24 protein-coding genes are annotated in these 25,803 nt (G+C 65.6%); 23 read left to right on the top strand and 1 reads right to left on the bottom strand.

Annotation, left to right across the window (positions count from 1 at the left end; all coding sequences use genetic code 11):
* Window positions 1–4: 4 nt before the first annotated feature.
* From OC450_RS08930 to OC450_RS08820, 23 genes are all read left to right on the top strand, one after another.
* Window positions 5–238 (top strand): ferredoxin family protein, encoded by a 234-nt coding sequence (locus tag OC450_RS08930; protein WP_008141081.1) that lies wholly within the window; start codon window positions 5–7, stop codon window positions 236–238.
* A gap of 2 nt (window positions 239–240) precedes the next feature.
* The gene (locus OC450_RS08925; protein ID WP_262047700.1) at window positions 241–1,218 is read left to right on the top strand and encodes a HEAT repeat domain-containing protein; all 978 of its coding nucleotides are present in this window, start codon (window positions 241–243) and stop codon (window positions 1,216–1,218) included.
* Window positions 1,219–1,331: 113 nt separating this feature from the next.
* Window positions 1,332–2,504 carry a fumarylacetoacetate hydrolase family protein gene (locus tag OC450_RS08920; RefSeq protein WP_262047699.1) on the top strand — a complete coding sequence of 391 codons (1,173 nt, stop codon included), beginning with the start codon at window positions 1,332–1,334 and terminating at the stop codon, window positions 2,502–2,504.
* A 478-nt stretch (window positions 2,505–2,982) separates the two neighbouring features.
* Complete coding sequence (ytfQ, locus tag OC450_RS08915) at window positions 2,983–3,948, top strand: galactofuranose ABC transporter, galactofuranose-binding protein YtfQ (protein WP_211383023.1); 966 nt, start codon at window positions 2,983–2,985, stop codon at window positions 3,946–3,948.
* A 116-nt stretch (window positions 3,949–4,064) separates the two neighbouring features.
* Entirely contained in the window at window positions 4,065–5,609 is a 1,545-nt protein-coding gene (locus tag OC450_RS08910) for a sugar ABC transporter ATP-binding protein (RefSeq protein ID WP_262047698.1), read from the top strand.
* The gene (locus OC450_RS08905) at window positions 5,606–6,598 is read left to right on the top strand and encodes an ABC transporter permease (RefSeq protein ID WP_211383025.1); all 993 of its coding nucleotides are present in this window, start codon (window positions 5,606–5,608) and stop codon (window positions 6,596–6,598) included. The genes OC450_RS08910 and OC450_RS08905 overlap by 4 nt, the downstream gene beginning before the upstream one ends.
* Complete coding sequence (gene yjfF / locus OC450_RS08900; protein ID WP_262047697.1) at window positions 6,595–7,575, top strand: galactofuranose ABC transporter, permease protein YjfF; 981 nt, start codon at window positions 6,595–6,597, stop codon at window positions 7,573–7,575. The genes OC450_RS08905 and yjfF overlap by 4 nt, the downstream gene beginning before the upstream one ends.
* Window positions 7,572–8,345, top strand: a complete 774-nt coding sequence (locus OC450_RS08895; protein WP_262047696.1) for a FadR/GntR family transcriptional regulator — start codon at window positions 7,572–7,574, stop codon at window positions 8,343–8,345. Before yjfF ends, OC450_RS08895 begins: the two co-directional genes overlap by 4 nt.
* Complete coding sequence (locus OC450_RS08890) at window positions 8,342–9,268, top strand: Gfo/Idh/MocA family protein (RefSeq protein ID WP_262047695.1); 927 nt, start codon at window positions 8,342–8,344, stop codon at window positions 9,266–9,268. The genes OC450_RS08895 and OC450_RS08890 overlap by 4 nt, the downstream gene beginning before the upstream one ends.
* A 2-nt stretch (window positions 9,269–9,270) precedes the next feature.
* Window positions 9,271–10,347 carry an aldose epimerase family protein gene (locus tag OC450_RS08885; RefSeq protein WP_262047694.1) on the top strand — a complete coding sequence of 359 codons (1,077 nt, stop codon included), beginning with the start codon at window positions 9,271–9,273 and terminating at the stop codon, window positions 10,345–10,347.
* Entirely contained in the window at window positions 10,347–11,225 is an 879-nt protein-coding gene (locus OC450_RS08880; RefSeq protein WP_256806572.1) for an SMP-30/gluconolactonase/LRE family protein, read from the top strand. Before OC450_RS08885 ends, OC450_RS08880 begins: the two co-directional genes overlap by 1 nt.
* 73 nt (window positions 11,226–11,298) lie before the next feature.
* Window positions 11,299–12,372, top strand: a complete 1,074-nt coding sequence (chvE, locus tag OC450_RS08875) for a multiple monosaccharide ABC transporter substrate-binding protein (RefSeq protein ID WP_211383030.1) — start codon at window positions 11,299–11,301, stop codon at window positions 12,370–12,372.
* 195 nt (window positions 12,373–12,567) lie between these two features.
* On the top strand, window positions 12,568–14,145 hold the full coding sequence (mmsA, locus tag OC450_RS08870; RefSeq protein WP_211383031.1) for a multiple monosaccharide ABC transporter ATP-binding protein: 1,578 nt from the start codon (window positions 12,568–12,570) through the stop codon (window positions 14,143–14,145).
* Window positions 14,142–15,332, top strand: coding sequence for a multiple monosaccharide ABC transporter permease (gene mmsB / locus OC450_RS08865; RefSeq protein WP_211383032.1), 1,191 nt, complete (start codon window positions 14,142–14,144; stop codon window positions 15,330–15,332). Before mmsA ends, mmsB begins: the two co-directional genes overlap by 4 nt.
* 130 nt (window positions 15,333–15,462) lie before the next feature.
* The gene (locus OC450_RS08860; protein WP_211383033.1) at window positions 15,463–16,128 is read left to right on the top strand and encodes an HAD family hydrolase; all 666 of its coding nucleotides are present in this window, start codon (window positions 15,463–15,465) and stop codon (window positions 16,126–16,128) included.
* 8 nt (window positions 16,129–16,136) lie between these two features.
* Window positions 16,137–17,087: a sugar-binding transcriptional regulator gene (locus tag OC450_RS08855; RefSeq protein WP_256806301.1), complete on the top strand. Its 951-nt coding sequence runs from the start codon at window positions 16,137–16,139 to the stop codon at window positions 17,085–17,087.
* Between the two features lie 246 nt (window positions 17,088–17,333).
* On the top strand, window positions 17,334–18,644 hold the full coding sequence (locus OC450_RS08850; RefSeq protein WP_211383035.1) for an ABC transporter substrate-binding protein: 1,311 nt from the start codon (window positions 17,334–17,336) through the stop codon (window positions 18,642–18,644).
* Between the two features lie 87 nt (window positions 18,645–18,731).
* A complete protein-coding gene (locus OC450_RS08845; protein ID WP_211383036.1) occupies window positions 18,732–19,604 on the top strand; it encodes a carbohydrate ABC transporter permease in 873 nt (290 codons plus the stop codon).
* A 3-nt stretch (window positions 19,605–19,607) separates the two neighbouring features.
* A complete protein-coding gene (locus tag OC450_RS08840; protein WP_211383037.1) occupies window positions 19,608–20,438 on the top strand; it encodes a carbohydrate ABC transporter permease in 831 nt (276 codons plus the stop codon).
* A gap of 11 nt (window positions 20,439–20,449) precedes the next feature.
* Window positions 20,450–21,457 carry an ABC transporter ATP-binding protein gene (locus tag OC450_RS08835; RefSeq protein WP_256806300.1) on the top strand — a complete coding sequence of 336 codons (1,008 nt, stop codon included), beginning with the start codon at window positions 20,450–20,452 and terminating at the stop codon, window positions 21,455–21,457.
* Between the two features lie 31 nt (window positions 21,458–21,488).
* Window positions 21,489–22,262 (top strand): SDR family NAD(P)-dependent oxidoreductase, encoded by a 774-nt coding sequence (locus OC450_RS08830; RefSeq protein ID WP_262047693.1) that lies wholly within the window; start codon window positions 21,489–21,491, stop codon window positions 22,260–22,262.
* A gap of 37 nt (window positions 22,263–22,299) precedes the next feature.
* The gene (locus OC450_RS08825) at window positions 22,300–23,946 is read left to right on the top strand and encodes an FGGY-family carbohydrate kinase (protein ID WP_262047692.1); all 1,647 of its coding nucleotides are present in this window, start codon (window positions 22,300–22,302) and stop codon (window positions 23,944–23,946) included.
* A gap of 5 nt (window positions 23,947–23,951) precedes the next feature.
* The gene (locus OC450_RS08820; protein WP_262047691.1) at window positions 23,952–24,884 is read left to right on the top strand and encodes a carbohydrate kinase family protein; all 933 of its coding nucleotides are present in this window, start codon (window positions 23,952–23,954) and stop codon (window positions 24,882–24,884) included.
* A 9-nt stretch (window positions 24,885–24,893) separates the two neighbouring features.
* On the opposite strand, the gene OC450_RS08815 is transcribed toward OC450_RS08820, so the two are convergent.
* Window positions 24,894–25,781 carry a LysR family transcriptional regulator gene (locus tag OC450_RS08815; protein WP_262047690.1) on the bottom strand — a complete coding sequence of 296 codons (888 nt, stop codon included), beginning with the start codon at window positions 25,779–25,781 and terminating at the stop codon, window positions 24,894–24,896.
* Window positions 25,782–25,803 lie beyond the last annotated feature (22 nt).

Raw genomic sequence — 25,803 nt, 5'->3', positions numbered from 1 at the left:
TCCAATGCCTCTCGCTTCCTATCAGACATCGGTTCCGGTGGTCGTCGACGACGCCAAATGCATCGCCGACAAGGGCTGCACCGTGTGCGTCGACGTCTGCCCGCTCGACGTCCTCCGTATCAGCGACATGACCGGCAAGGCCTACATGGCCTATGACGAGTGCTGGTACTGCATGCCCTGCGAGGCCGATTGTCCGACTGGCGCCGTCACCGTCAACATTCCCTATCTGTTGAGGTGATCATGTCGAGCCCGTTCGAATCCTACGACGACCTCGAAGACGCCGACGAGCGGCTTCAGGCCGCCGATCCCGCCGAGCGCCGCGTCGCCATCATCGCGCTCGGCCATTCCGGCGATCCGGCTGCGGTCGTCCATCTCGCCAACATGGTCGCCGATCCCGACGCCGGCGTGCGCCAGCAGGTCGCGATGGCGCTCGGCGAGTTCGACGGGCCGGAAGCGGCGAGTGCGCTGGTGAAGCTGCTGGTCGATCCCGAAAGGATCGTGGCATCGGCCGCGGCGGACAGCATGGCCGAGTTCAAGGATCCCGCCTGCGCCGAAGTCATCCTGCCGCTGGTGAAGCACGCCCACGCCTTCGTTCGCATGGGCGCGTTGCGCGCGCTGAAGGAGCTGCGCTGCAAGGACACGCTCAAGCCGGCGCTGGAAGCGCTCCAGGATACGGATGCCGCCGTCCGCGTCCAGGCGATCGGTGTGATCGGCTTCCTCAAGCTGGAAGAATCGATCCCCGCGCTGACCGCGCTGATCAACGATCCCGACGCCCATGTGCGCCGCGCTGCGGTGAGTGCGCTGGCGTTTTCCCAACTGAAGCCGGCGGCGGAGACGATTACCCGCGCGCTGAAGGACACCGACTGGATGGTTCGCGAGATGGCGGCGGAGACGCTCGGTCTCAACGTCAACGGCGCAATTGCCGCCGATCAATTGGTTGCATGCCTTGCCGACGAGTTCTGGCAGGTGCGGCTGAAGGCGATCCGCAGCCTCGGCAGGATGAAGATCGAGCGCGCGGTGCGCTCGATCGGCAATTGCGTCAATCACGACCAGGCCAATTTACGCAAGGAGGCGGCTGCCGCGCTCGGCGAGATCGCCCATCCCGACGGCGAGGCGTTCCTGGCCGTCATCGCCGACGATTCCGATCCCGATGTCCGGAAGAACGCGCGCTGGGCGCTGCAGCAGATCGCGGCCCGAAAGGCGCGGGCAGGGGCATAGAAGCGCGGCGCGCTGGCGCTCTGGACTTCCGGAGCCAGACGTTTATTGGTCTTCGCCAATGGGATCGGCTGCCGTGAACGCGGCCGGTCCGAAAAACAGCGAGGACGCCGGCCATGACGACATTGACGGTTAAAGACCTTCTCCCCGAGGATGGAACGAAGGGGACGCTGGTCGGCCGCGTCTGGCTGCCGCAGGCGAATGGCCCGGCCGTGGTCGCCGTGCGCGGCGATGGCGTGTTCGACGTCACCGCGAAATTCCCCACCGTCAGCGCGCTCTGCGAGGAGGACAATCCGGCCAAGGCGCTTGCTGCGACCAAGGGCGAGCGCATCGGCGAGCTCGACGCCATCGTGGCCAATACGGCACCCGATAGGCGCGACCCGAAAAAGCCGTGGCTGCTTGCGCCCGTCGATCTCCAGACATTGAAGGCGGCCGGCGTCACCTTCGCCATCTCGATGTTGGAGCGCGTGATCGAGGAGCGGGCGAAAGGCAATCCGGCCTCGGCCGAGGCGATCCGGAAAGAAGTGACGCGGCTGATCGGTGACGATCTGTCGAAGCTCAAGCCTGGCTCGGACCAGGCCATGCATCTGAAGCAGGTGCTGATCGATCAGAATGCCTGGAGCCAGTATCTCGAGGTCGGCATCGGTCCGGACGCCGAGGTCTTCACCAAGGCCCCGACACTGTCCTCGGTCGGCACCGGCATGGATGCCGGGCTGCATCCGAAGTCGACCTGGAACAACCCCGAGCCGGAATTGGTCCTGTTCGTGTCGAGCCGCGGCAAGATCGTCGGCGGCGCGCTCGGCAACGACGTGAACCTGCGCGACTTCGAGGGACGCTCTGCGCTCTTGCTGTCGAAGGCCAAGGACAACAACGCCTCGTGCGCGATCGGCCCGTTGCTGCGCCTGTTCGACGACAGCTTTACCCTCGACGACGCGCGCAAGCTCGACATCAGCCTGAACGTGAAGGGCGCGGACGGCTTCGTTCTCGACGGCCATTCCTCGATCAGCATGATCAGCCGCGATCCCACGGACCTCGTCGAGCAGACGATCGGCAAGGTCCATCAATATCCAGATGGTTTCGTGTTGTTCCTCGGTACCATGTTCGCGCCGGTCAAGGATCGCGACGCGCCGGGGCAGGGGTTCACCCACAAGCGCGACGACATCGTCACGATCTCAGCGCCGCAGCTCGGCAAGCTCGTCAACCGCATGCGGACCAGCGACGAGTGCGAGCCCTGGACCTTCGGCATCGGTGCGCTGATGAAGAATTTGGCGCAGCGGAAGCTGATCTAGCTTTTCACCTCTCCCCGCGCTTGTCCGCCGAAGCTTCAGCGAAGGCGGATGCGGGGTGAGGGGGCTTCTTCGCGAGTCGATTTGGTCGACATCCGCAGAGCTCTACGTCCTCATTGCGAGCGCAGCGAGGCAATCCAGGATCGCTCCGCGAAGAGGCTTTGGTTTGCTTCGCTGCGCTCGCGATGATGGGGAAGAGAGGTTGCGGGTCCGTCTTTGACCGTCCTCGCAGAGAGTGCCCTCATCCCAACTACCGCATCATTTTCTTCATCTTTTCGTTGCATTTCTGGAACTAAAACGCTTTGGGTGTGTCGTAGATAGCGCCCATCCGCCCGCCCTGCATTTCCGTTCAATAGTCAGATAATATGACTAGTCGGAACCGATGTTCCGTGAAATAGTGCCTTCACCGTCCGGAAAGGGCGGTCGTCGGGTGTCATGCTACCAATGGGGCGCCCGGGATAACATTTGGGAGACACGCCTGATGATCCTCAAAGCCCTCTTCGCGGCCAGCGCCACGGCCGCCTTGCTCCTCGCGCTGCCGGCCAGCGCCGCCGAACTCACCATCGGCTTTTCGCAGATCGGATCGGAATCCGGCTGGCGCGCAGCCGAGACGTCGGTCTCCAAGCAGGAGGCCGCCAAGCGCAAGGTCAATCTCAAGATCGCCGACGCGCAGCAGAAGCAGGAGAACCAGATCAAGGCGATCCGCTCCTTCATCGCGCAGAACGTCGATGCGATCTTTCTCGCGCCGGTCGTCTCGACCGGCTGGGACTCGGTGCTGAAGGAAGCCAAGGAGGCCAAGATTCCGGTCGTGCTGCTCGACCGCGACATCGATCCCTCCGGCAAGGATCTTTATCTCACCGCCGTGACCTCCGACAGCGTGCACGAAGGCGAGGTCGCCGGGGACTGGCTGGCCAAGACCGTCGGGGCTAAAGCCTGCAACATCGTCGAATTGCAGGGCACGGTCGGCGCCAGCGTCGCCGCAAACCGCAAGAAGGGTTTTGACACCGCCATCGCCAAGCATGCGAACCTGAAAGTGGTGCGCAGCCAGACCGGCGACTTCACCCGCGCCAAGGGCAAGGAAGTGATGGAGAGCTTCATCAAGGCCGAAGGCGGCGGCAAGTCGATCTGCGCGGTCTACGCGCATAACGACGACATGATGGTCGGCGCCATCCAGGCGATGAAGGAAGCCGGCCTCAAGCCCGGCAAGGAAATCCTCACCGTCTCCATCGACGCGGTCCCGGATATCTTCAAGGCGATGGCCGCCGGCGAAGCCAATGCCACGGTCGAGCTGACGCCGAACATGGCGGGTCCGGCACTCGATGCCATCGCGGCCTTCAAGGGCAAGGGCACGGTTCCGCCGAAGTGGATCCAGACCGACTCCAAGCTCTATACTGCCGCCGACGATCCGCAGAAGATCTACGACAGCAAGAAGGGCCTCGGTTACTGAGGCGGGCGCCGCGCCGGACCGTTCCCTGCGGTCCGGCAGCCCCTTCGAAACCGCTGCGCGTACGACTAGGCTGGGTGTTCGCGTCATCCGCGGGCACCGGTGGGAGTGAATTTGCCATGGAGAACAGCCCGGATCCTGCTCCGTCCCTGCTGGAGGTGCGCGGGCTCAGCAAGAGTTTCGGGGCGGTGCGCGCGTTGCAGGAGGTCGACTTCACGCTTCGCGCAGGTCAGATCCATGCGCTGCTCGGCGAGAACGGCGCCGGCAAGTCCACGCTGATCAAGGTCGTCACCGGCGTGTTCCCGCGCGATGCCGGCATCGTCAGGCTCGGTGGCGAAGAGGTCGCGCCGCGTTCGGCCAAGGCTGCGCTTCAGGCGGGCATCGCCACCGTCTACCAGGAGGTCAACCTGCTGCCGAACCTTTCGGTGGCGCAGAACCTGTTCCTCGACCGCCAGCCGATGCGTTTCGGCATCGTGCGTGAAGGCGAGATGCGACGTCGCGCCAAGGCGTTGCTTGCGGATTTCGGTCTCGACATCGACGTATCAGCACCGCTCGGCAGCTATTCCGTCGCCGTACAGCACGTCACCGCGATTGCGCGCGCCGTCGATCTCTCCGCGCGCGTGCTGATCCTGGACGAGCCGACCGCCAGCCTCGACCGTCACGAAGTCGAAATCCTGTTCGGCATCATGCGCCAGCTCGCAAAGCGCGGCATCGGCATCGTCTTCGTCAGCCATTTCCTCGACCAGGTCTACGAGATCTCCGATCGCATCACCGTGTTGCGCAACGGCCGCCTGGTCGGTGAGCGCGAGGCCGCCTCGTTGCCGCGGATCGAGCTGATCCGGATGATGCTCGGCCGCGAGCTTGCCGAAACCACCAGCGCGCGAGCCGCGGCAGGCGAGCAGATGCCGCGCGAAATCTGCGCCAGTTTCGAGAACTACGGCAAGGCCGGTTATATCGCGCCGTTCAATCTCGAGCTGCGCCATGGCGAGGTCGTCGGCCTTGCCGGCCTGCTGGGCTCGGGCCGCACCGAAACCGCACGGCTGGTGTTCGGCGCCGAGCGCGCCGACCGCGGGCAGGCGAGGGTGGAAGGCGCGCCTGTCCGGCTGCAGTCGCCGCGCGACGGCGTGCGCCACGGTTTTGGTTACTGCCCGGAGGAGCGCAAGACCGACGGCATCGTCGCCGAGCTCACCGTGCGCGAGAACATCGTGCTGGCGCTTCAGGCCAAGCGCGGCCTGCATCGGCCGCTGTCGCGCCGCGAGCAGGATGAGATTGCGCGCCGCTACGTCAAAATGCTCGACATCCGCCCCTCGGATCCGGAACGTCCGGTGGGCCTGTTGTCCGGCGGCAATCAGCAAAAGGTGCTGCTGGCGCGTTGGCTCGCGACCTCGCCGCGGCTCCTCGTGCTGGATGAACCCACGCGCGGCATCGACGTCGGCGCGCATGCCGAGATCATCCGCCTGATCCGCGGGCTCTGTGACGACGGTCTGGCGCTGCTCGTGATTTCGTCCGAGCTCGACGAGATCGTGACCTATTCGGACCGCGTCGTGGTGCTGCGCGATCGCGCCCATGTCGAGGAGCTCGCGGGCGAGGCGATCGACGTCGGCAGCATTCTCACAGCCATTGCCGCCGATGGCGCCAGCATCTCGCATGAGAGCCGGGCATGACCGCGCTGTTGCCGCGCCGCGGCCTTGCCCAGATCCTGGCGCTGATCGTCATTCTGGCGGTCGATCGCGTTGTCTCGCCGCAATTCTTCGACCTGCGCCTCCAGGACGGCCGCCTGTTCGGCAGCCTCATCGACGTGCTCAACCGCGGCACGCCGGTGGCGCTGCTCTCGCTCGGCATGGTGCTGGTGATTGCGACGCGCGGCATCGATCTGTCGGTCGGCGCAGTGATGGCGATCTCCGGCGCGATTGCGGCGAGTCTCGCCGACACTCACGGCCTGCCCGTGGTGCTGGCGGCGGCGCTCGGCGCGGGCCTGATCTGCGGATTGTGGAACGGATTTCTCGTCGCGGTGCTCGGCATGCAGCCGATCGTGGCGACGCTGATCCTGATGGTGGCGGGCCGCGGCATCGCCCAGCTCATCACCGAAGGCCGCATCGTGACCTTCTCCTCACCGGATCTGGTCTGGCTCGGCAATGGTGCCGTGCTCGGCCTGCCGGTGCCGATTGCGATTGCCATCGGCATGCTGATCCTCACCGCCGCGGTGGTGCGCGGCTCGGCGCTGGGGCTGCTGATCGAGGCGACCGGCGGCAATGCGCGGGCGAGCGAGCTTGCCGGCGTCGGCACCCGCGCGATGATCTTGGCGGTCTATGTCTGGTGCGGCGTCTGCGCCGCTCTTGCCGGCGTCATCGCGGCCGCCGACATCATGGGTGCGGATGCCAACAATGCCGGCCTCTGGCTCGAGCTCGATGCGATCCTGGCCGTGGTGATCGGCGGCACTTCGCTGTTCGGCGGCCGCTTCAGCCTCATTCTGGCCGTGCTGGGCGCGCTGATCATCCAGACCATGAACACCGGCATTCTGCTGTCAGGCTATCCGCCGGAGTTCAATTTGCTGGTCAAGGCGGTGGTGGTGCTCGCGGTGCTGCTGCTGCAATCGCCGAAATTCTCGGGGATCGCAGCAATGATCGCGCGGCTGCGGGGGACGAAAGCATGAAAGGCCTGCCGCCCGTCCTCATCACGGCCATCGTGCTCGTCGCGGGATTCGCGCTCTGCGCGGTGCAATTCCCCAACATCGCCTCGACGCGCGTGGTCGGCAATCTCCTCACCGACAACGCCTTCCTCGGCATCGTCGCCACCGGCATGACCTTCGTCATCATCTCCGGCGGCATCGATCTGTCGGTCGGCTCGGTGATCGGCTTCACCACGGTATTCGTGGCGCTGGCGATCGAGCGCTGGGGCGTGCCGCCGCTGCTCGCCTTCGTCGCCATTCTCGCGATCTCGGCGGCCTTTGGCGCGGCGATGGGCGCGATCATCCATGTCTTCGATCTGCCGCCTTTCATCGTGACGCTCGCCGGCATGTTCCTGGCCCGTGGTGCAAGCTTCCTGCTCTCGACCGAATCGGTGCCGATCACCGCGCCGGTCTATTCCACCGTGTCGGACTTCGCTTTGCGGATGCCCGGTGGCGGGCGATTGACGGCGATCGCGATCATCATGCTCGTGATCGTCATCGGCGGAGCATTGCTGCTGCAGCTCACCCGGTTCGGCGCCAACGTCTACGCGCTCGGCGGCAACCGGGCCGCGGCGAGCCTGATGGGCGTGGCCGTCGGCAGGATGACGGTGAGGATCTACATGCTGTCGAGCGTGCTCGCGGGCATTGCCGGCATCGTGTTCTCGTTTTACACCAGCGCCGGCTATTCGCTCTCCGCCGTCGGCGTCGAGCTCGACACCATCGCGGCCGTCGTGATCGGCGGCACGCTGCTGACGGGCGGGCAGGGCTCGGTGATCGGCACATTCCTTGGCGTGCTGATCCAGGGGTTGATCCAGACCTACATCAATTTCGACGGCACGCTGTCGAGCTGGTGGACCAAGATCGCGACCGGCGTATTGTTGTTCGCCTTCATCGCCTTGCAACAGGGGCTGGTCGCGCTGGCGCGCCGGCCGGCGGCGAAGAGCGTGGGAGCTGCCTCATGACCTCGCGCATCGTCGTGATCCCGACGCGGCGGGCCCATTCCAACCACGCGGAGGTGGCGCAGTCGATCGGCATCGACATCATCGCCGGCCGCTACGGGGAGGGGACGCGCCTGCCCGGTGACGCCGAGATGATTGCGATGTTCGGCGTCTCGCGGCCGGTGCTGCGGGAGAGCGTGAAGACCCTGGTCGCCAAGGGCCTGCTCACCACCAAGGCGCGGGTCGGCACCGTGGTGCGCGAGCGCACCGCCTGGAACATGTTCGACGCCGACGTGCTGGCCTGGCACCTGGACGCCGGCATCGACAAGCGCTTCCTCAACGACCTCGCCGAGATCCGCCTCGCGGTCGAGCCGCGCGCGGCCGGGCTGGCGGCGGGGCAGCGGTCGGAGGCGGATCTCGCCGAGCTCCGTCGCAGCATGGAACGGATGCGGCTCGAAGCCTCCGACTCCGTCGGCTTCGCCGATGCCGACCTCGCGCTCCACGTCGCCGTGGCGCGCGCGTCCGGAAATCTTTTCATGCGCTCGATCGGGCATGTCATCGAGGCTGCGTTGCGCGCCTCGTTCCTGCTCAGTGCGCCGGTCGAACCCGAGGACCGCGACACCGTGCTGCTCTGGCACCAGAAGATCGTCGATGCCATCGCGGCCGGTGACGCCGCGACTGCATCGGAGGCGATGATCTACGTCATTCACAACGGCATGCGCCGCCATGAGGGTGCGGTGACCGTAGCCGCGCCGGGCGAGTTGCCATCCGCGGAAGCTGGAGAAAAATCGTGACTGAACTTCGCATCGCCATCGTCGGATTCGGCAAGATCGCGCGCGACCAGCATGTCGGCGCGATCGCAGCGGTGCCTGGCGCGACGCTCGCGGCGGTCGCCAGCCGCAACGCATCGCTGCCGGGGCTGCCGCATTTCGCCACCATCGAGGAATTGCTGGAGCAGGGCCCGCCGATCGACGCCGTGTCGCTCTGCACGCCGCCTCAAGTGCGCCGCGCCCAGGCCGCTGCAGCGCTCAAAGCCGGCAAGCACGTCATGCTGGAGAAGCCGCCGGGCATCGGCGTTGCCGAGCTCGATCCGCTGATCGCGATGGCGGGGGAGGCAAAGCGAACGCTGTTTGCGACCTGGCATTCGCGTCATGCGCCGGCAGTCGAGCCGGCGCGCGAGTGGCTCGCGACGCGGCGGATCGCCTCCGTGCATATCAATTGGAAGGAGGACGTCCGCGTCTGGCATCCCGGGCAGGCCTGGATCTGGGAGCCGGGCGGGCTCGGCGTGTTCGATCCCGGCATCAATGCGCTGTCGATCCTGACCAGGATACTGCCGAAGCCGGTGTTCGTCACCGCGGCCGATCTTTCATTCCCCGCCAATTGCCAGGCGCCGATCGCCGCGAGCCTGACGCTGACCGACCTTGGCGGCCTGCCTGTGACCGCCGAGTTCGACTTCCGGCAGACCGGGCCGCAGAGCTGGGATATCCTCGTCGAAACCGACCAGGGCCGGTTGACGCTGTCCGGCGGCGGCCGGCGCATGGCGATTGACGGCAAAACCGTTGCCGAGGCGCCGGATGAGGAATATCGGGAGCTTTACCGGCGCTTCGTCACGCTTGCCGAAACCGGCGCGAGCGACGTCGATCTCGCGCCGCTTCGTCTGGTCGCCGACGCCTTCCTGCTCGGCAGGCGCACTGTCGTCGAACCGTTTGTGGATTGATCATGGCTGGCTCGAAAATAGCAAAAGACGTCTTCGGAACGCTGCCGGACGGCCGCAGCGTGGAGCGCATCGTGCTGCGCGGCGAGGGCGGATTCGAAGCGCGCATCATCACCCACGGCGCGGTGATCCAGGCACTGATCGCGCCGGATGCCAGGGGCGGCCATGACGACGTCGTGCTCGGCCATGACACGTTCGCAGGTTATCTTGCCGAACGGAAGTTCTTCGGTGCCACCGTCGGCCGCTACGCCAACCGCATCGCCAACGGGCAGTTCTCGCTCGACGGCGAAACGGTGCAGCTTCCCGTCAACAACGGTCCGAATGCGCTGCACGGCGGCCTCGACGGCTTCGACCGCAAGCTCTGGGATATTGCGGAGATCGACGACGGCGCCAGGCCTGCAGTCACGCTGACTTACACGAGCCCGCATGCCGAGGAGAACTATCCCGGTCGGCTCGATGTGCGCCTGACCTATCGCGTCACCGGCCCGGCCGAGATATCGCTGACCATGGAGGCGCGGACCGATCGGCCGACCATCGTCAACCTGACCAATCACAGTTTCTTCAATCTGGAAGGCGCAAATTCGGGGACGCCAACTCTCGATCACAAGCTGATGGTCGCTGCCGAGCATTTCCTCGCGATCGATCCCACCGCCATTCCGTTGCCGGAGCCGCCGCGCAGCGTTGCCGGCACGCCGTTCGACTTCCGCGAGCCGCGGCCCGTCGGCCAACGCATCCGCGAGAACGACCAGCAATTGCGCAACGGCAGGGGTTATGACCACACCTACTGCCTCGCAAGCGACGGCAAGCTTGCTCTGGCGGCGCGGCTGGAGGCGCCGCGCTCGGGGCGCGTCATGGAACTGTTCACCGATCAGCCCGGCCTCCAGGTCTATTCCGGCAACTATCTCGACGGCACGATTTCGGGCAAGGGCGGCAAGCTCTATCGCCAGTCGGACGCCATCTGCCTTGAGCCGCATATGTGGCCCAATTCGCCGAACCGGCCGGATTTTCCGAGCCCGCGCCTCGATCCCGGCCAGGTCTACCGCCATCACACGGTCTATCGCTTCGCAGTGAGGTCGCCATGATGGAAGAGGTGCCGACGTCCGTTCTGTCGGACGATCCCTGCCATCTCGGCGAAGGGCCGACCTATGACGTGACCACCGATACGGCCTGGTGGTTCGACATCCGCGAGGGGCGGCTGTTCGAGGCACAACTCGGCCGTGGCGGCATTCGCGTCCACGTGCTCGGCCGGATGGCGAGCGCGCTCGGGCGCATCGACGCCGGCCGCCAGTTGATCGTCGCGGAGGACGGCCTCTATATCCGCACGCTCGCCGACGGCGCGATGACGCTGCTCTGTCCGCTCGAAGCCGACAATCCCGCGACGCGCTCCAACGATGCCCGCGTGCATCAGTCCGGCACGTTCTGGATCGGCACCATGGGCCGCAAGGCGGAAGCAGGGGCAGGCGCGATCTACGCGTTCCACCGCGGCAAGATCTCGCTGCTGTTCCCGCGTATCAGCATTCCCAACTCGATCTGCTTCTCTCCGGACGGCGGCATTGGCTACTTCGCCGACACCGCGCGCGCGGTGCTCTACGCGGTGCCGCTCAATCCCGCGACCGGTCTGCCGCGCGGCGAGCCCGAGGTGTTGCTGCGCCACACCGGCATCGGCGGTCTCGACGGCTCGGTGTGCGACGCCGACGGGCGGATCTGGAATGCGTGCTGGGGCGCTAGCCGGGTCGACGTCTATAGCCCGCAGGGCGAGCGCCTGCGCTCATTGAGCGTGCCGGCAAAGCAGGCGAGCTGCCCGGCCTTCGTCGGCCCCGATCTGTCGCGCCTCCTCGTCACCTCGGCCTGGCAGGACATGGACGCGGCGGCGCGCGCCGCCGATCCGCAGGCCGGCCGCACCTTTCTGCTCGAGGCATCCGCGCGAGGGCGCGCGGAGCCCGACGTCAAGCTTGCATAGGAGGACCGAAGCCGCATACGACCAACGTTCTCGACGAAACGAAGAAACAGTTTGACACCCAAGGGAGTGAAATATGCTGAAACTGAAGACGACATTCCTCGCGCTGGCGCTGGCCGGCGCTGCGACGATGGCCACGGGCGTCGCCGCTTCCGCGCAGGACAAGGCGACGGTCGGCATCGCGATGCCGACCAAATCCTCCGCGCGCTGGATCGACGATGGCAACAACATGGTCAAGGTGCTGAAGGAGCGTGGCTACAACACCGACCTGCAATATGCCGAGGACGACATCCCGAACCAGCTCTCGCAGGTCGAGAACATGGTGACCAAGGGTGCCAAGGCGCTGGTGATCGCCGCGATCGACGGCACCACGCTGTCCGACGTGCTCAAGCAGGCCAAGGCGAAGGGCATCACCGTGATCGCCTATGACCGCTTGATCCGCGGCACGCCGAACGTCGACTATTACGCGACCTTCGACAATTTCCAGGTCGGTGTGCTCCAGGCGCAATCGATCGAGAAGGGGCTCGGCCTCAAGGAAGGCAAGGGCCCGTTCAACATCGAGCTGTTCGGCGGCTCGCCCGACGACAACAACGCGTACTTCTTCTACAACGGCGCGATGAGCGTGCTGAAGCCCTATATCGACAGCGGCAAGCTCGTGGTCGCCTCCGGTCAGATGGGCATGGACAAGGTCGCGACCTTGCGCTGGGACGGCGCCACCGCCCAGGCCCGCATGGACAATCTGCTCAGCGCCTACTACGGCAACAAGAAGGTCAACGCGGTGCTGTCGCCCTATGACGGCCTCTCGATCGGCATCATCTCCTCGCTGAAGGGCGTGGGCTACGGCAGCGCCGACCAGCCGATGCCGATTATCTCGGGCCAGGACGCCGAGGTGCCCTCGATCAAGGCGATGCTGCGCGGCGACCAGTACTCGACCATCTTCAAGGACACCCGCGATCTCGCCAAGGTGACCGCCGACATGGTCGACGCCGCGCTCGCCGGCAAGCAGGTCACGGTCAACGACACCAAGACCTACGAGAACGGCGCCAAGACCGTGCCGTCCTATCTCCTGAAGCCGGTCGTGGTCTACAAGGACAATTGGGAGAAGACTCTGGTCGATAGCGGCTACTACAAGAAGGCGCAGTTCCAGTAAGGGGCCTATTCCCTCTCCCTGCTTGCGGGGAGAGGGTGCGGGTGAGGGCGAACTCTTCGCGGAGACTCTCCCTCACCCGATCGCTTCGCGCATAGCCGAAGCTCTGGCTCGGCGTTTCCAGGAACGGCCGCACAAAGCGGCCTATGCTCTCCCCGCCAGCGGGGCGGGCTGAAGTAACGGATGGGACATGAAACGATGACCGCAATGCTGGAGATGCGCAACGTCAGCAAGAGCTTTGCCGGCGTCCAGGCGCTGCGCGACGTCAATTTCTCGGTCGACGCCGGGCAGATCCATGCCCTCGTCGGCGAGAACGGCGCCGGCAAGTCGACGCTGATGAAGGTGCTCAGCGGCGTCTATCCGCACGGCAGCTACGAGGGCACCATCATCTTCGAGGGTGAGGAGCGGCGTTTTCGTGACATCAACGATTCCGAGGCGCTTGGCATCATCATCATCCATCAGGAGCTGGCGCTGATCCCGCTGATGTCGATCGCGGAAAACATCTTCCTGTCGCATCCGCCGTCAAAGTTAGGCGTGATCGACCGCGACGAGGTGTACCGGCGGACACGGGACCTGCTCGCGCAGGTCGGCCTGAAGGAATCCCCGGATACGCTGATCACCGACCTCGGCGTCGGCAAGCAGCAGCTGGTCGAGATCGCGAAGGCCTTGTCCAAGCGGGTGCGGATGCTGATCCTGGACGAGCCGACCGCCAGCCTCAACGAGGCCGACAGCGCCGCGCTGCTCGAACGCCTCATGGCCTTCCGCGACCAGGGCATCGGCTCAATCCTGATTTCGCACAAGCTCAACGAGGTCGCCAAGGTCGCCGACCACATCACCGTGCTGCGCGACGGCCGCACCGTCGATAGCATCGATTGCCGTGCCGAGCCGATCCAGGAAGACCGCATCATCCGCAGCATGGTCAACCGCGATCTCGCCCATCGCTTCCCCGAGCGCAGCGTGAAGATCGGCGAGCCTGTCCTCACCGTCGAGAACTGGTCGGTCTATCACCCCATTCATCCCGAGCGGCAGGTCATCAAGAACGTCAACTTCGGCGTCAAGCGCGGCGAAGTCGTCGGCATCGCCGGGCTGATGGGCGCCGGCCGCACCGAGTTTGCGATGAGCCTGTTCGGCCGGTCCTGGGGCACCAATATCAGCGGCAGCATCCGGCTCGAAGGCGGTGAGATCGCGCTGCCGAGCGTCGCGGCGGCGATCGACGCCGGCCTTGCCTATGTCACCGAGGACCGCAAGCAGCTCGGCCTGATCCTCGCCGACGACGTCCGCAAGAACATCACGCTCGCAAGCCTCCACCAGGTCGCGCCTAACCGCGTGATCGATGACATCGCCGAGCTGAAGGTCGCCAGCGATTACAAGAGCCGCATGCGCATCCGCTGCTCCGACGTCTACCAGGAGACCGGCCAGCTCTCCGGCGGCAACCAGCAGAAGGTGGTGCTGTCGAAATGGCTGATGACCGATCCCAAGGTCTTGATCCTGGACGAGCCGACCCGGGGCATCGACGTCGGTGCCAAATACGAAATTTACTGTATCATCAACGAGCTCGCGGAGGCCGGCCGCGGCGTCGTGGTGATCTCCTCGGAGATGCCCGAGCTGCTCGGCATCTGCGACCGCATCTGTGTCATGAACGACGGCGCCTTCGTCGGGGAATTCAAGGGCGTAGAGGCGACGCAGGAAAAGATCATGCGTGCCATCATGCGCAACGACAGAAATTATGGGAGCAGCGCCCTGGCGGGCGCCGAGATGGGAGGATCGCAGCCATGACCGACAAGACGGTTTCGCTGCCCGAGGAGCGCCGGCACGGCAGCTTCATCAAGAACAATTTGCGCAATTACGGCATGCTGCTGTCGCTGATCGCGATCATGCTGTTCTTCCAGGTCATGACCGGCGGCACGCTGCTGCAGCCGCTCAACCTGACCAATCTGGTGCTCCAGAACAGCTACATCGTCATCATGGCGCTGGGTATGCTGCTCGTGATCGTCACCGGCCATATCGATCTCTCGGTCGGCTCGGTCGCGGGCTTCGTCGGCGCGGTGGCCGCCGTGCTGATGGTGACATACAAGGTCGACTACACGCTGGCCTTCATCGCCTGCCTGCTGCTGGGGGCGGCGATCGGCGCGGCGCAAGGCTATTGGGTCGCCTATTTCAAGATCCCGTCCTTCATCGTGACGCTGGCCGGCATGCTGGTGTTCAAGGGCCTCGCGCTCGCGGTGTTGCAGGGCCAGTCGCTCGGGCCGTTTCCGGCGACCTTCCAGAAACTGTCCTCCGGCTTCATTCCGGAAGTGCTGCCCGAGGCCGGCACGCTGCATCCGACCTCCATGCTGATCGGTGCCGTGCTCGCGCTCGGCCTCGTCTATGCCAGCGCCAAGGGCCGCTCGCGCGAGCAGTTGCACGGCATCGAGGTCGAGCCTTACGCGTTCTTCCTCGGCAAGAGCATTCTTTTGGCCTGCGCCGTGCTCTATTTCACCTATCTGATCGCCTCGCATCGGGGCCTGCCGAACGTGCTGGTCATCATGACCGCGCTGATCGCACTCTACGGCTTCGTCACCCGCCGCACCGTGATTGGCCGGCAGGTCTACGCGGTTGGCGGCAATGCGAAAGCGGCAAGCCTGTCGGGCATCAAGACCGAGCGGCTGACCTTCCTGACCTTCGTCAACATGGGCGTGCTGGCCGCGCTCGCCGGCCTCGTCTTCGCCGCGCGCCTCAACACCGCGACCCCGAAGGCCGGACTCGGCTTCGAGCTCGACGTCATCGCCGCCTGCTTCATCGGCGGCGCCTCGGCCTATGGCGGAGTGGGGCGTGTCGGCGGCGCCGTGGTCGGTGCCATGATCATGGGCGTGATGAACAACGGCATGTCCATCCTCGGCATCGGCATCGACTATCAGCAGGTCATCAAGGGCCTGGTGCTGCTCGGGGCGGTGTGCATCGACGTGTATAACCAGCGAAGGTGAGGGGACGATAGTGCCTGCGGCGCTGCCGGCGATCTGCCGGCAGGTTGCTCATTGAACCGAAGGTAAAATCGCCGCGCTCGGTTCCAGCCGAACTATTGCTCAGAGATTGGGTATATGATCGAATGGCGGGATGGACCAAATCCGGCCAGAGCCCGACCTCGTCGTCTTCGATTGCGACGGCGTGCTCGTCGACAGCGAGCTGTTGAGCTGCCAGTGCCTGTCCGACGAGCTGTCCGCATTCGGGATATCGCTGACGCTTGCGCAGGCGCTCGAGCTGTTTCTCGGGCGGAGCACGAGCGCGGTCACGCAGCATTATCGCGAGCTCGGCCACGTGCTGCCGGTCGATTTCCCCCTCCGGCTGAAATCGCGCGTGCTGGCCGCCTTCGAGCAGGCGCTCCATCCGGTTCCGGACGTCGAAATCGTCCTGTCCGGCCTGCGCGTGCCCTATTGCGTGGCCTCGTCGAGTGATCTCGACCGCGTCGCGCTGTCGCTGAAGGTGACCGGCCTTGCGCCATCTTTCGGCCAACGGATCTACACGGCGCAAATGGTCAGGCACGGCAAGCCGGCCCCGGACCTGTTTCTCCATGCGGCGGCGAAGATGGATGTGCAACCTGCGCGCACGCTGGTGATCGAGGACAGCGTCAGCGGAGTGCAGGCGGCGAAGGCGGCCGGCATGACCGTCTGGGGATTTGTCGGCGGCAGCCATTATCGCGGACGCGACGGACAGGCTATATTGTCCGGCGCCGGGGCCGATCGGGTCTTCGCGCGCATGAGCGATTTCTGGAAGGACGCCTGACGCCCGCCATGGCCGCCGAGAACGAAAAATCCAGGCTCGACGATGCCGCGCGCGCCGGCTGGCTCTATTTCATTGCCGGCCACACCCAGGACGAGATCGCAAAGATGCTCCAGGTCTCGCGCGCTTCGGCGCAGCGGCTGGTGTCGCTGTGCCTTGCCGAACGTCTGATCACCTTTCGGCTCGAACACCCTATCGCCGCCTGCATGGAATTGGCCGCGCGGCTGAAGGAGCGTTTTGACCTTGCCCATTGCGAGGTGGTGCCGGCCGATCCTGCTGCGCCGCAGGCCACCGCGGGAATTGCCGAACGTTGCGCCAATCTGCTGGACGCGACGCTGCGGTCGGAGACGCCCGTCATCGTCGCACTCGGCACGGGGCGCGCGGTGCGCGCCGCGGTCGAGCGCGTCACGCCGATCGACCGGCCCAATCACCAGATCGTCTCGCTGGTCGGCAATATCTCCGCTGACGGTTCTGCGAGCTTCTACGACACCGTCGGCCGGCTCGCCGACCGCACCGGTGCGCGCCACTATCCGATGCCGCTGCCGTTCCTGATGTCCTCGGAGGACGAGCGCAACAAGATGGTCAGGATCGAGCCGATCGCGAAGGTGAAGGCGGTTGCGGCCAAGGCCGATCTGCGCCTCGTCGGCATCGGGCAAATGGACCAGAAGGCGCAGGTCCATGTCGACGGCTTCGTCACCCGCGACGAATTGTTCGAGATGATGCGCCAGGGGGCCATCGGCGAGATCACCGGCTGGGCCTATGATTCCAAGGGCCGCGTGCTCAAGGGCGGCACCAACAAGCGCCTCACCAGCATTTCGCCGGAAGTGCCGGCGAGGACCACGACGATCGGGGCCGCCGTCGGCGCGGCCAAGGTGCCGGCGATCGCGGCCGCGCTGAATGGACGCCTGATCAACGGCCTGATCACCGACGAGGCGACGGCGAGGGCGATTCTGGAGCGGTAGGGCCGTTCGCCGTAGCCGCATCGGGACTGCGCTCCCTCTCCCGCAAGCGGGAGAGGTGGAGCAAGCCGCGGGCGCTTGCCCGGACAACTGCCACCACACTCGCAGTACGCGACATCCTTCCCGCATCGCAGCACTCAGAAGTTGCCAAAACGCCCGCGCGACTGCTTGACAATCTTCCGTCCGTGAGTTGAACATACGCCCAACGCGTGGGCATATGCTCAAAACGCGAGTTTGAGGGAGGTCACCGTGAAACACGTCCTCGGCGCCGTCGGCGCGTCTTGCCTGTTGCTGGCCGTCCCCGCGATGGCCGAAACCACCCTGACCATCGCCACCGTGAACAACGGCGACATGATCCGCATGCAGGGGCTGACGGCTGAATTCACCAAGAAGAATCCCGATATCACCGTCAAATGGGTGACTCTCGAGGAGAACGTGCTGCGCCAGCGCGTCACCACCGACATTGCCACCAAGGGCGGCCAGTTCGACGTTCTGACCATCGGCACCTATGAGGTGCCGATCTGGGCCAAGAAGGGCTGGCTGGTGCCGCTCGCCAATCTCGGCGCGGATTACGACGTCGCCGACCTGCTGCCGAAGATCAAGGACGCGGTCTCCGTCGACGGCAAGCTCTACGCCGCGCCATTCTACGGCGAGAGCTCGATGGTGATGTATCGCACCGATTTGTTCGAGAAGGCCGGCCTGAAGATGCCGGAAAAGCCGACCTGGGATTTCGTCGTCGACGCGGCCAAGAAGCTCACGGACAAGAGCGCCGGCACCTACGGCATCTGCCTGCGCGGCAAGGCCGGCTGGGGCGAGAACATGGCGTTCCTCTCGGCCATGGCCAATTCCTACGGCGCGCGCTGGTTCGACGAGAAATGGCAGCCGCAGTTCAATACGCCGGAATGGAAGACGACGCTCACGACTTACGTCAATCTCATGAAGGACGCCGGCCCTCCCGGTGCAAGCTCGAACGGCTTCAACGAGAACCTCGCGCTGTTCAACGCCGGCAAATGCGCGATGTGGATCGATGCGACGGTTGCGGCGTCCTTCGTCACCAATCCGAAGGATTCCAAGGTCGCCGACAAGGTCGGCTTTGCGCTGGCGCCCAACACCGGGCTTGGAAAGAACGCCAACTGGCTGTGGGCCTGGAATCTGGCGATTCCCGCTGGCTCCAAGAAGGCGGATGCGGCCGAGAAGTTCATCGCCTGGGCAACGAGCAAGGACTACACCAAGCTCGTGGCCTCGAAGGACGGATGGGCCAACGTGCCGCCGGGCACGCGGACCTCGCTCTACCAGAATCCTGAGTATCTGAAGGTTGCGCCGTTCGCGAAGCTGACGCTGGCCTCGATCGACGCGGCCGACCCCAACAAGCCCACCGTCAAGCCCGTGCCCTATGTGGGCGTGCAGTACGCCGCGATCCCCGAGTTCCAGGGCATCGGCACGCAGGTCGGCCAGCAATTCTCCGCCGCGCTCGCGGGATCGATGACGGTCGATGCCGCGCTCGCCGCCGCGCAATCCGCGACCGAGCGCGAGATGAAGCGGGCCGGTTACATCAAGTGAGCCCGAGCTCTCCCTGAGCTCAAACTTGCGGCCATCCACCGCTATCGATGGATGGCCGCCTTCTTCCCGCAGGCGGAGAAGTTAGGAATGGCAACCCGGCAAACGCAGATTCTTGCGCGCTCGCTCCTGATGCCGGCGGTCGGGCTGCTCTTCATCTGGATGATCGTCCCGCTCGCGCTGACGATCTATTTCTCGACGTTGCACTACAGCCTGCTCGACCCCGGCTCCGAAGAGTTCGTCGGCCTGGAGAATTTCCGTTACTTCCTGACCGATCCCGCCTTCCTCGCCTCGCTCCAGAACACGCTGGTGCTGGTCGGCTCGGTGCTGGCGCTGACGATCCTGCTCGGCATTCCGCTGGCGCTGCTGATGGACCAGCCCGTGATCGGACGCAATTTCGTGCGGCTGATGGTGATCGCGCCGTTCTTCGTGATGCCGACGGTGAGCGCGCTGGTCTGGAAGAACCTGTTGATGCACCCCGTGTCCGGCCTGTTCGCCTGGCTCGCCAAGCTGGTCGGGTTGACGCCGATCGACTGGTTCACCGACGCGCCGCTGCTCGCGGTGATCCTGATCGTGGCCTGGCAATGGCTGCCGTTCGCGACGCTGATCCTGCTGACCGCGCTGCAATCGCTCGACGAGGAACAGAAGGAAGCCGCCGAGATGGACGGCGCCAGTGCGGTGTCGACCTTCATCTACATCACGCTGCCGCATCTGGCGCGTCCCATCACGGTGGTGATCCTGATCGAGACCATCTTCCTGCTGACGGTGTTCGCCGAGATCTTCGTGACGACCGGGGGAGGGCCGGGCCTTCAGACCACCAACATCGCTTTCCTGATCTATTCGCAGGCGCTGATCCAGTTCGACGTCGGCAGCGCGTCCGCGGGCGGCCTCGTCGCGGTGGTGATCGCCAACATCGTCGCCTTCTTCCTCGTCCGCATCGTCGGCCGCAATCTGGAGGCCTGAAGCATGGCGCGAATGGCGACGACGCGGCGGGTGGTGATATCGACGATCGGGGCGTGGTTCTTCGGCTTCCTGATCTTCTTCCCGATCCTCTGGATGGTGCTGACGAGCTTCAAGACCGAGCTCGAGGCCTTCGCCATTCCGCCGTCCTTCCTGTTCTTCCACTGGACCACGGAAAACTACGTCACCGTGCAGGAGCGCAGCGACTATTTTCACCACGCGCTGAACTCGGTCATCATCGCCGGTGGCTCGACGCTGATTGCGCTCCTGATCGCGATCCCGGCGGCCTGGTCGATGGCGTTCTCGCCGACCAAGCGCACCAAGGACATCCTGCTCTGGATGCTCTCGACCAAGATGATGCCGCCGGTCGGCGTGCTGGTGCCGATCTACCTGATCTACAAGAGTTTCGGCCTGCTCGACTCCCGCATCGGCCTCGTCTTCATCCTCTGCCTCGGCAATCTGCCGATCGTGATCTGGATGTTGTTCACCTATTTCAAGGAGATTCCGCGCGACATCCTCGAAGCCGCGCGCATGGACGGCGCCACCATCGGCCGCGAGCTCGTCTACGTGCTGACGCCGATGGCGATCCCGGGCCTCGCCTCGACCATGCTGCTTAATCTGATTCTCGCCTGGAACGAGGCGTTCTGGACGCTCAATCTGTCGACCTCGAATGCCGCGCCGCTCACGACGTTCATCGCCTCCTATTCGAGCCCGGAAGGGCTGTTCTGGGCAAAGCTGTCGGCGGCCTCGACGCTGGCGATTGCGCCCATTCTCGTCCTCGGTTGGTTCAGCCAGAAGCAGCTCGTGCGCGGGCTCACCTTTGGCGCGGTGAAGTAGAAGGGGCTGCGATGGGTCAGATCACACTTCAGGACGTGCAGAAATCCTTCGGCCCCGTGCACATCATCAAGGGCGCCGATCTGGAGATCGCCGACGGCTCCTTCGTGGTGTTCGTGGGCCCCTCGGGCTGCGGCAAGACCACGCTGCTGCGGCTGATCGCCGGGCTCGAGGACGTCTCGGGCGGCAAGATCCTGATCGACGGCAAGAACGTCGTCGACACGCCGCCCGCCAAGCGCGGGCTGTCGATGGTGTTCCAGTCCTACGCGCTCTATCCGCACATGAGCGTGCGCGGCAATATCGGCTTCGGCCTGAAGATGGCGGGGCTTTCCAAGGACGAAACCAACCGCAAGGTCGAGGCGGCCGCTGCGACGCTGAATCTCACGCCCTATCTCGACCGCAAGCCGCGCGAGCTGTCCGGCGGCCAGCGCCAGCGCGTCGCGATCGGCCGGGCCATCGTCCGCGAGCCCAAGGCGTTCCTGTTCGACGAGCCGCTCTCCAACCTCGACGCGGCGCTGCGCGTGCAGATGCGGATCGAGGTGACGCGGCTCCAGAAGCAGCTCGGCACCACCGCGATCTACGTCACCCACGATCAGGTCGAGGCCATGACGATGGCCGACAAGATCGTGGTGCTCAACGGCGGCAAGATCGAGCAATACGGCTCGCCGCTGGAACTCTACGATAAGCCCGCCAATCTCTTCGTCGCCGGCTTCATCGGCTCGCCCAAGATGAACTTCGTCACCGGCGAGCACGCCTTGCAGAAGGGCGCGGCGACGATCGGTGTACGGCCGGAGCATCTCAAGATCGAGCGCGACGGGGCGGGCGGATGGCAGGGCACGATCGCGGTCGCCGAGCATCTCGGCAGCGACACGTTCCTTTATGTCGATGCCGGTCCGTTCGGAATGCTGACGGCGCGCTATATCGGCGAATTGAGCCTGCATGCCGGCGACCGCGTGTCGCTGGTGCCGGACCCCGCGCGCATTCACCGCTTCGATGCGGGCGGAAACGCCATTCGGGGCTGACAAGAAACGGCAAGAGAACGGAAAGACCAAAATGTATCTGGAAAAATTCAGGCTGGACGGCAAGACCGCGTTCATCACCGGCGGCGGGCAGGGCATCGGCCTTGGCTGCGCGGAAGCGCTGGCCGAAGCCGGCGCGAGGGTCGTGATCGGCGACCGCGACAGCAAGGTCGCCGACAGCGCAAAGGTCGAGCTGAAAGCGAAAGGCTACGACATCGAGACGGCGACCATGGACGTGACCGACACCAGGCGCGTCGCCGAAGTTGCCAACGACCTCGTCGCCCGTCACGGCAAGGTCGACATCCTCGTCAACAATGCCGGCATCGCCCGCAGCGAGACGCCGGCGGAGACCGTCACCGACGAGCACTGGCTCAACGTCATCGATGTCAATCTGAACGGCACTTTCTGGTGCTGCCGCGAATTCGGCAAGCATATGCTCAAGGCCAGGAGCGGCGCCATCGTCAATGTCGGCTCGATGTCCGGCTTCATCGTCAACAAGCCGCAGGAGCAGTGCTTCTACAACGCCTCCAAGGCCGCCGTGCACCATCTGACCAAGTCACTTGCGGCCGAATGGGGCGCGCGCGGCATCCGCGTCAACGCGGTGGCGCCGACCTATATCGAGACGCCGCTCAACGCCTTCGTGAAGAGCAACCCGAAAATGTACGACGCCTGGATCGGAGGAACCCCGATGGCGCGATTGGGGCAGGTCGAGGAGATCGCCTCCGTCGTCCTGTTCCTCTCGTCCGAGGCCGCGAGCCTGATGACCGGCAGTATCGTGCTGGTGGATGGCGGCTATACTTGCTGGTAGGCTTGCGTCAAAACTGACGAAGCGACCGGGAGCGACAATGCCGCGAGCGTATATCGGCGTCGACGTGGGGACCACGAGCACGCGGGCTGGGGTGTTTGACGAGGCCGGCACCCTGCTGGCGACTGCGCGGCATCCGATCCGGATCTGGCACGAGGCGGGCGACGTCGTCGAACAATCGTCCCAGGACATCTGGGATGCCTGCACGACCTCGGTGCGCGCCGCGATGGCGGAGGCTGCAATCGCGCCCGACAGCGTCGGCGGCATCGGCTTCGATGCCACCTGTTCTCTCGTGGTGCTTGACCGGCAGGGCGAGCCGCTCACCGTCAGCGCCTCCGGCGAAGCGCAACGCAACGTCATCGTCTGGATGGATCACCGCGCCACGGCCGAGGCCCGGCTGATCAACGAGACCGGGGACCCGGTGCTGCGCTATGTCGGCGGCTCGATTTCACCCGAGATGGAGATGCCGAAACTGCTGTGGCTGAAGCGGCGCATGCGCGCGAGCTTCGACGCGGCCGGCCACTTCTTCGACCTGGCGGATTTCCTGACCTGGCGCGCAACCGGCTCGCTCCAGCGCTCCACCTGCACTGTCACCTGCAAGTGGAACTATCTGGCGCATGACGGCGGCGGTTGGAGCGCGCCGTTCTTCAAGCGCATCGGTCTCGCCGACTTCGTCGCGGAAAATTACGGGCGTATCGGCACCGAGATCGTCGCCCCCGGCACGCGGCTCGGCGCGGGACTCACGCGCGCGGCGGCGGCCGAGCTTGGCCTGTCGCCCGGCACGCCGGTCGGCGCATCGCTGATCGATGCGCATGCCGGCGGTATCGGCGCGATCGGAGGCCGCGACGGATCGGACGGCGCAACGGAGGTCTGCGACCGTCTCGCCTACATCATGGGAACGTCGGCCTGCATCATGGCGACGACCAGGGAGCCGTGTTTCGTGCCCGGCGTGTGGGGTCCTTATTATTCCGGCATGGTGCCGGACTTCTGGCTCAACGAGGGCGGGCAGTCGGCCGCCGGCGCGGCGATCGACCATCTTCTCAAATCGCATCCCGGGCACGTCGAGGCGAGCGCGGCGGCGCGCAGCGAAGGCCTCGACCTCATCGATTTCCTCGAGCGCCGCATCATCGCGCGCGCAGGTGATGCCAGTCGCGCCGCGCTGCTCGCCCGCGACGTCCATGTGCTCCCTGAGTTCATCGGCAATCGGTCGCCTTACGCCGATCCCGACACGCGCGCGGTGGTCGCGGGCCTCGATCTCGACACCGATATCGCCTCGATGGAACGCCTGTTCGTGGCCGGCCTCTGCGGACTTGCCTATGGTCTCGCCGAGGTGATCGAGGCCTTCGCCGCGCACGGCGTCCATTCCAGCATCATGATCATGGGCGGCGGCGCGAGCCGCAGCCCGCTGGTGCGGCAGATCATGGCCGATACGACCGGTCTCACCGTCGCGCTGCCGCAGACGAAAGAGCCGGTGCTGCTGGGCGCCGCGATGCTCGGGGCGGTGGCCGGCGGCGCCTATGCCTCGATCGGCGAGACCATGGCAAAGATGTCGGCGCTGGGCCGGAAAAGCGAGCCGACCGTGCCCGAGATGGCCGTGTTTCACACGCGCAAGCGCGAGGTCTACAAGCTGCTGCGCGAGGTCGATCGCGGCAGCCGCGCCGCGATGCGCGACATCGCGAGAGGTTGAGACGGATGTTGATTTCCTGCGGCGATGCGCTGATCGATTTCGTCCCGACGCGAAATGCCGACGGGCGCGAAGCGGTGATGCCGGCCGTCGGCGGCTCCTGCCTCAACGTCGCGATCGGCATGGCGCGGCTGGGCGCGCCCACCGGTTTCGTCGGCGGCATCTCGACCGACATGTTCGGGCGCATGATCGCCGATCATGCAACCGCGTCGAACGTCGAACTCGCTCTCGCCACCTGCAGCGATCACCAGACCACGCTCGCTTTCGTGCGCATCGTCGCCGGCGAGTCGCATTATGCATTCTACGATGCCGAGACCGCGACGCGGAACTGGACCTATCGGCGCGGGTCGATTCCGTTTGCGAACGTCGAAGCCCTTCATGTCGGCTCGACCACGCTGGTCAATGATCAGGGCGCGGCCGAAACGAAAGCGCTGATCGCGGACGCGCGGACGTCGTCGACCATCTCGTTCGATCCGAATTGCCGCCCCAACCTCGTCAAGGACAAGCCGGCCTATCTCGCGCGCATGGCGGAGTTCGCGAGCACCGCCGATCTCATCAAGATGTCGGACGTCGATTTTTCCTATCTCTTCGGCGACGAGCCGTATCACGAGCGCGCGAGCGCGCTGCTCGGGCAGGGCACGAGCCTCGTCGTGATCACCCGTGGCAGCAACGGTGCGATCGCATGGCACGCGGGGGCAGGGCAGATCGAGGTCGCCGCGCCCAGGATCGATGTCGCCGACACCATCGGCGCCGGCGACAGTTTCCAGGCGGCGCTGCTGTTCGCCCTGCACAAGCAGACACGCCTCGCCCGGCAGCGGTTGAAGGACATCGGCGCGGACGAGCTCCGCCGCGCGCTGTCCTTTGCCGCCAATTGCGCCGGGCTCACCTGCACGCGCCCAGGTGCCGATCCGCCCTGGAGCCATGAGATGGGCTGGAGCTGACGGCGCGCATCACAGCCGCGCCACGACCCTCTCGGCGCATTTGAGGAAGGTGCGGATCAGCGGGCTGTGAGTGTCCCGGCGCCAGCAGACGGCGATGTCGATGGAGTCGGTCGCATCCCGCAGCGCCCGGAACACGATGCCGCGCGGGGCCCCGAGCTGCGCACAGGCGGGCACGATCGCGAGACCTTCACCGGCGAGAACGAGGCTCATCGCCGAGTGCACCGTCTCGACCCGGCTTGCGACCGGCATCACGACCTGGTGCCGCCGCAGCAAGGCCGCGACCGCGGACGAGGCGGGGTCTTGCTCCGGCGGCGGCAGTGCAATCAGGGGGCGGCCCTGCAATTTCGCCATCGGCACTGCGCCGAGGCGCGCGAGCGGTGAGCGGATCGGCATGGCGAGCATGAACGGTTGCGCGCCAATCCGCGCCACCTGGATCTCGGGATGATGGATCGCCGGCATGCACAGCGCGACCGTGACGCTGCGATCGAGCAGCCGTGCCTCGCGCGTCGAGGCGCTGAGCTCGGCGAACTCGAGGTCGACACCGGGAATGGACCGCCGCAGCTCCGGGATCAGGCGCGGCAGCATCGCATTCGCCAGCACGAACATGTATCCGACCGAGATCCGCCCGCGGCGCCCGGCTGCGACCGCGCGGGCGGCTTCGACGCCGTCGGCCGCCAGCGCCAGCGCCTCGCCGGCGCGCACCAGCAGGGCCTGGCCCGCCGCGGTCAGGTCCATGCCGCGCGTGCCGCGGCGGAACAACGGCGCGCCGATTTCGGCCTCCAGCTTGCGGATCTGCACCGACAGCGGAGGCTGCGCCATGCGCAGCCGCTCGGCGGCCTTGCCGACGCTGCGCGCCTCGGCGACGGCGACGAAATAGCGGAGCCGGCGAAGATCCATTGGCATACCGAAAACGTATGGG

Origin of the sequence: Bradyrhizobium sp. Bra78 (assembly GCF_024519855.1) — a bacterium.
GTDB lineage: Bacteria > Pseudomonadota > Alphaproteobacteria > Rhizobiales > Xanthobacteraceae > Bradyrhizobium > Bradyrhizobium japonicum_G.
Note: the sequence above shows the minus strand (reverse complement) of the source record. Positions and strands in the feature narration are given on the sequence as shown.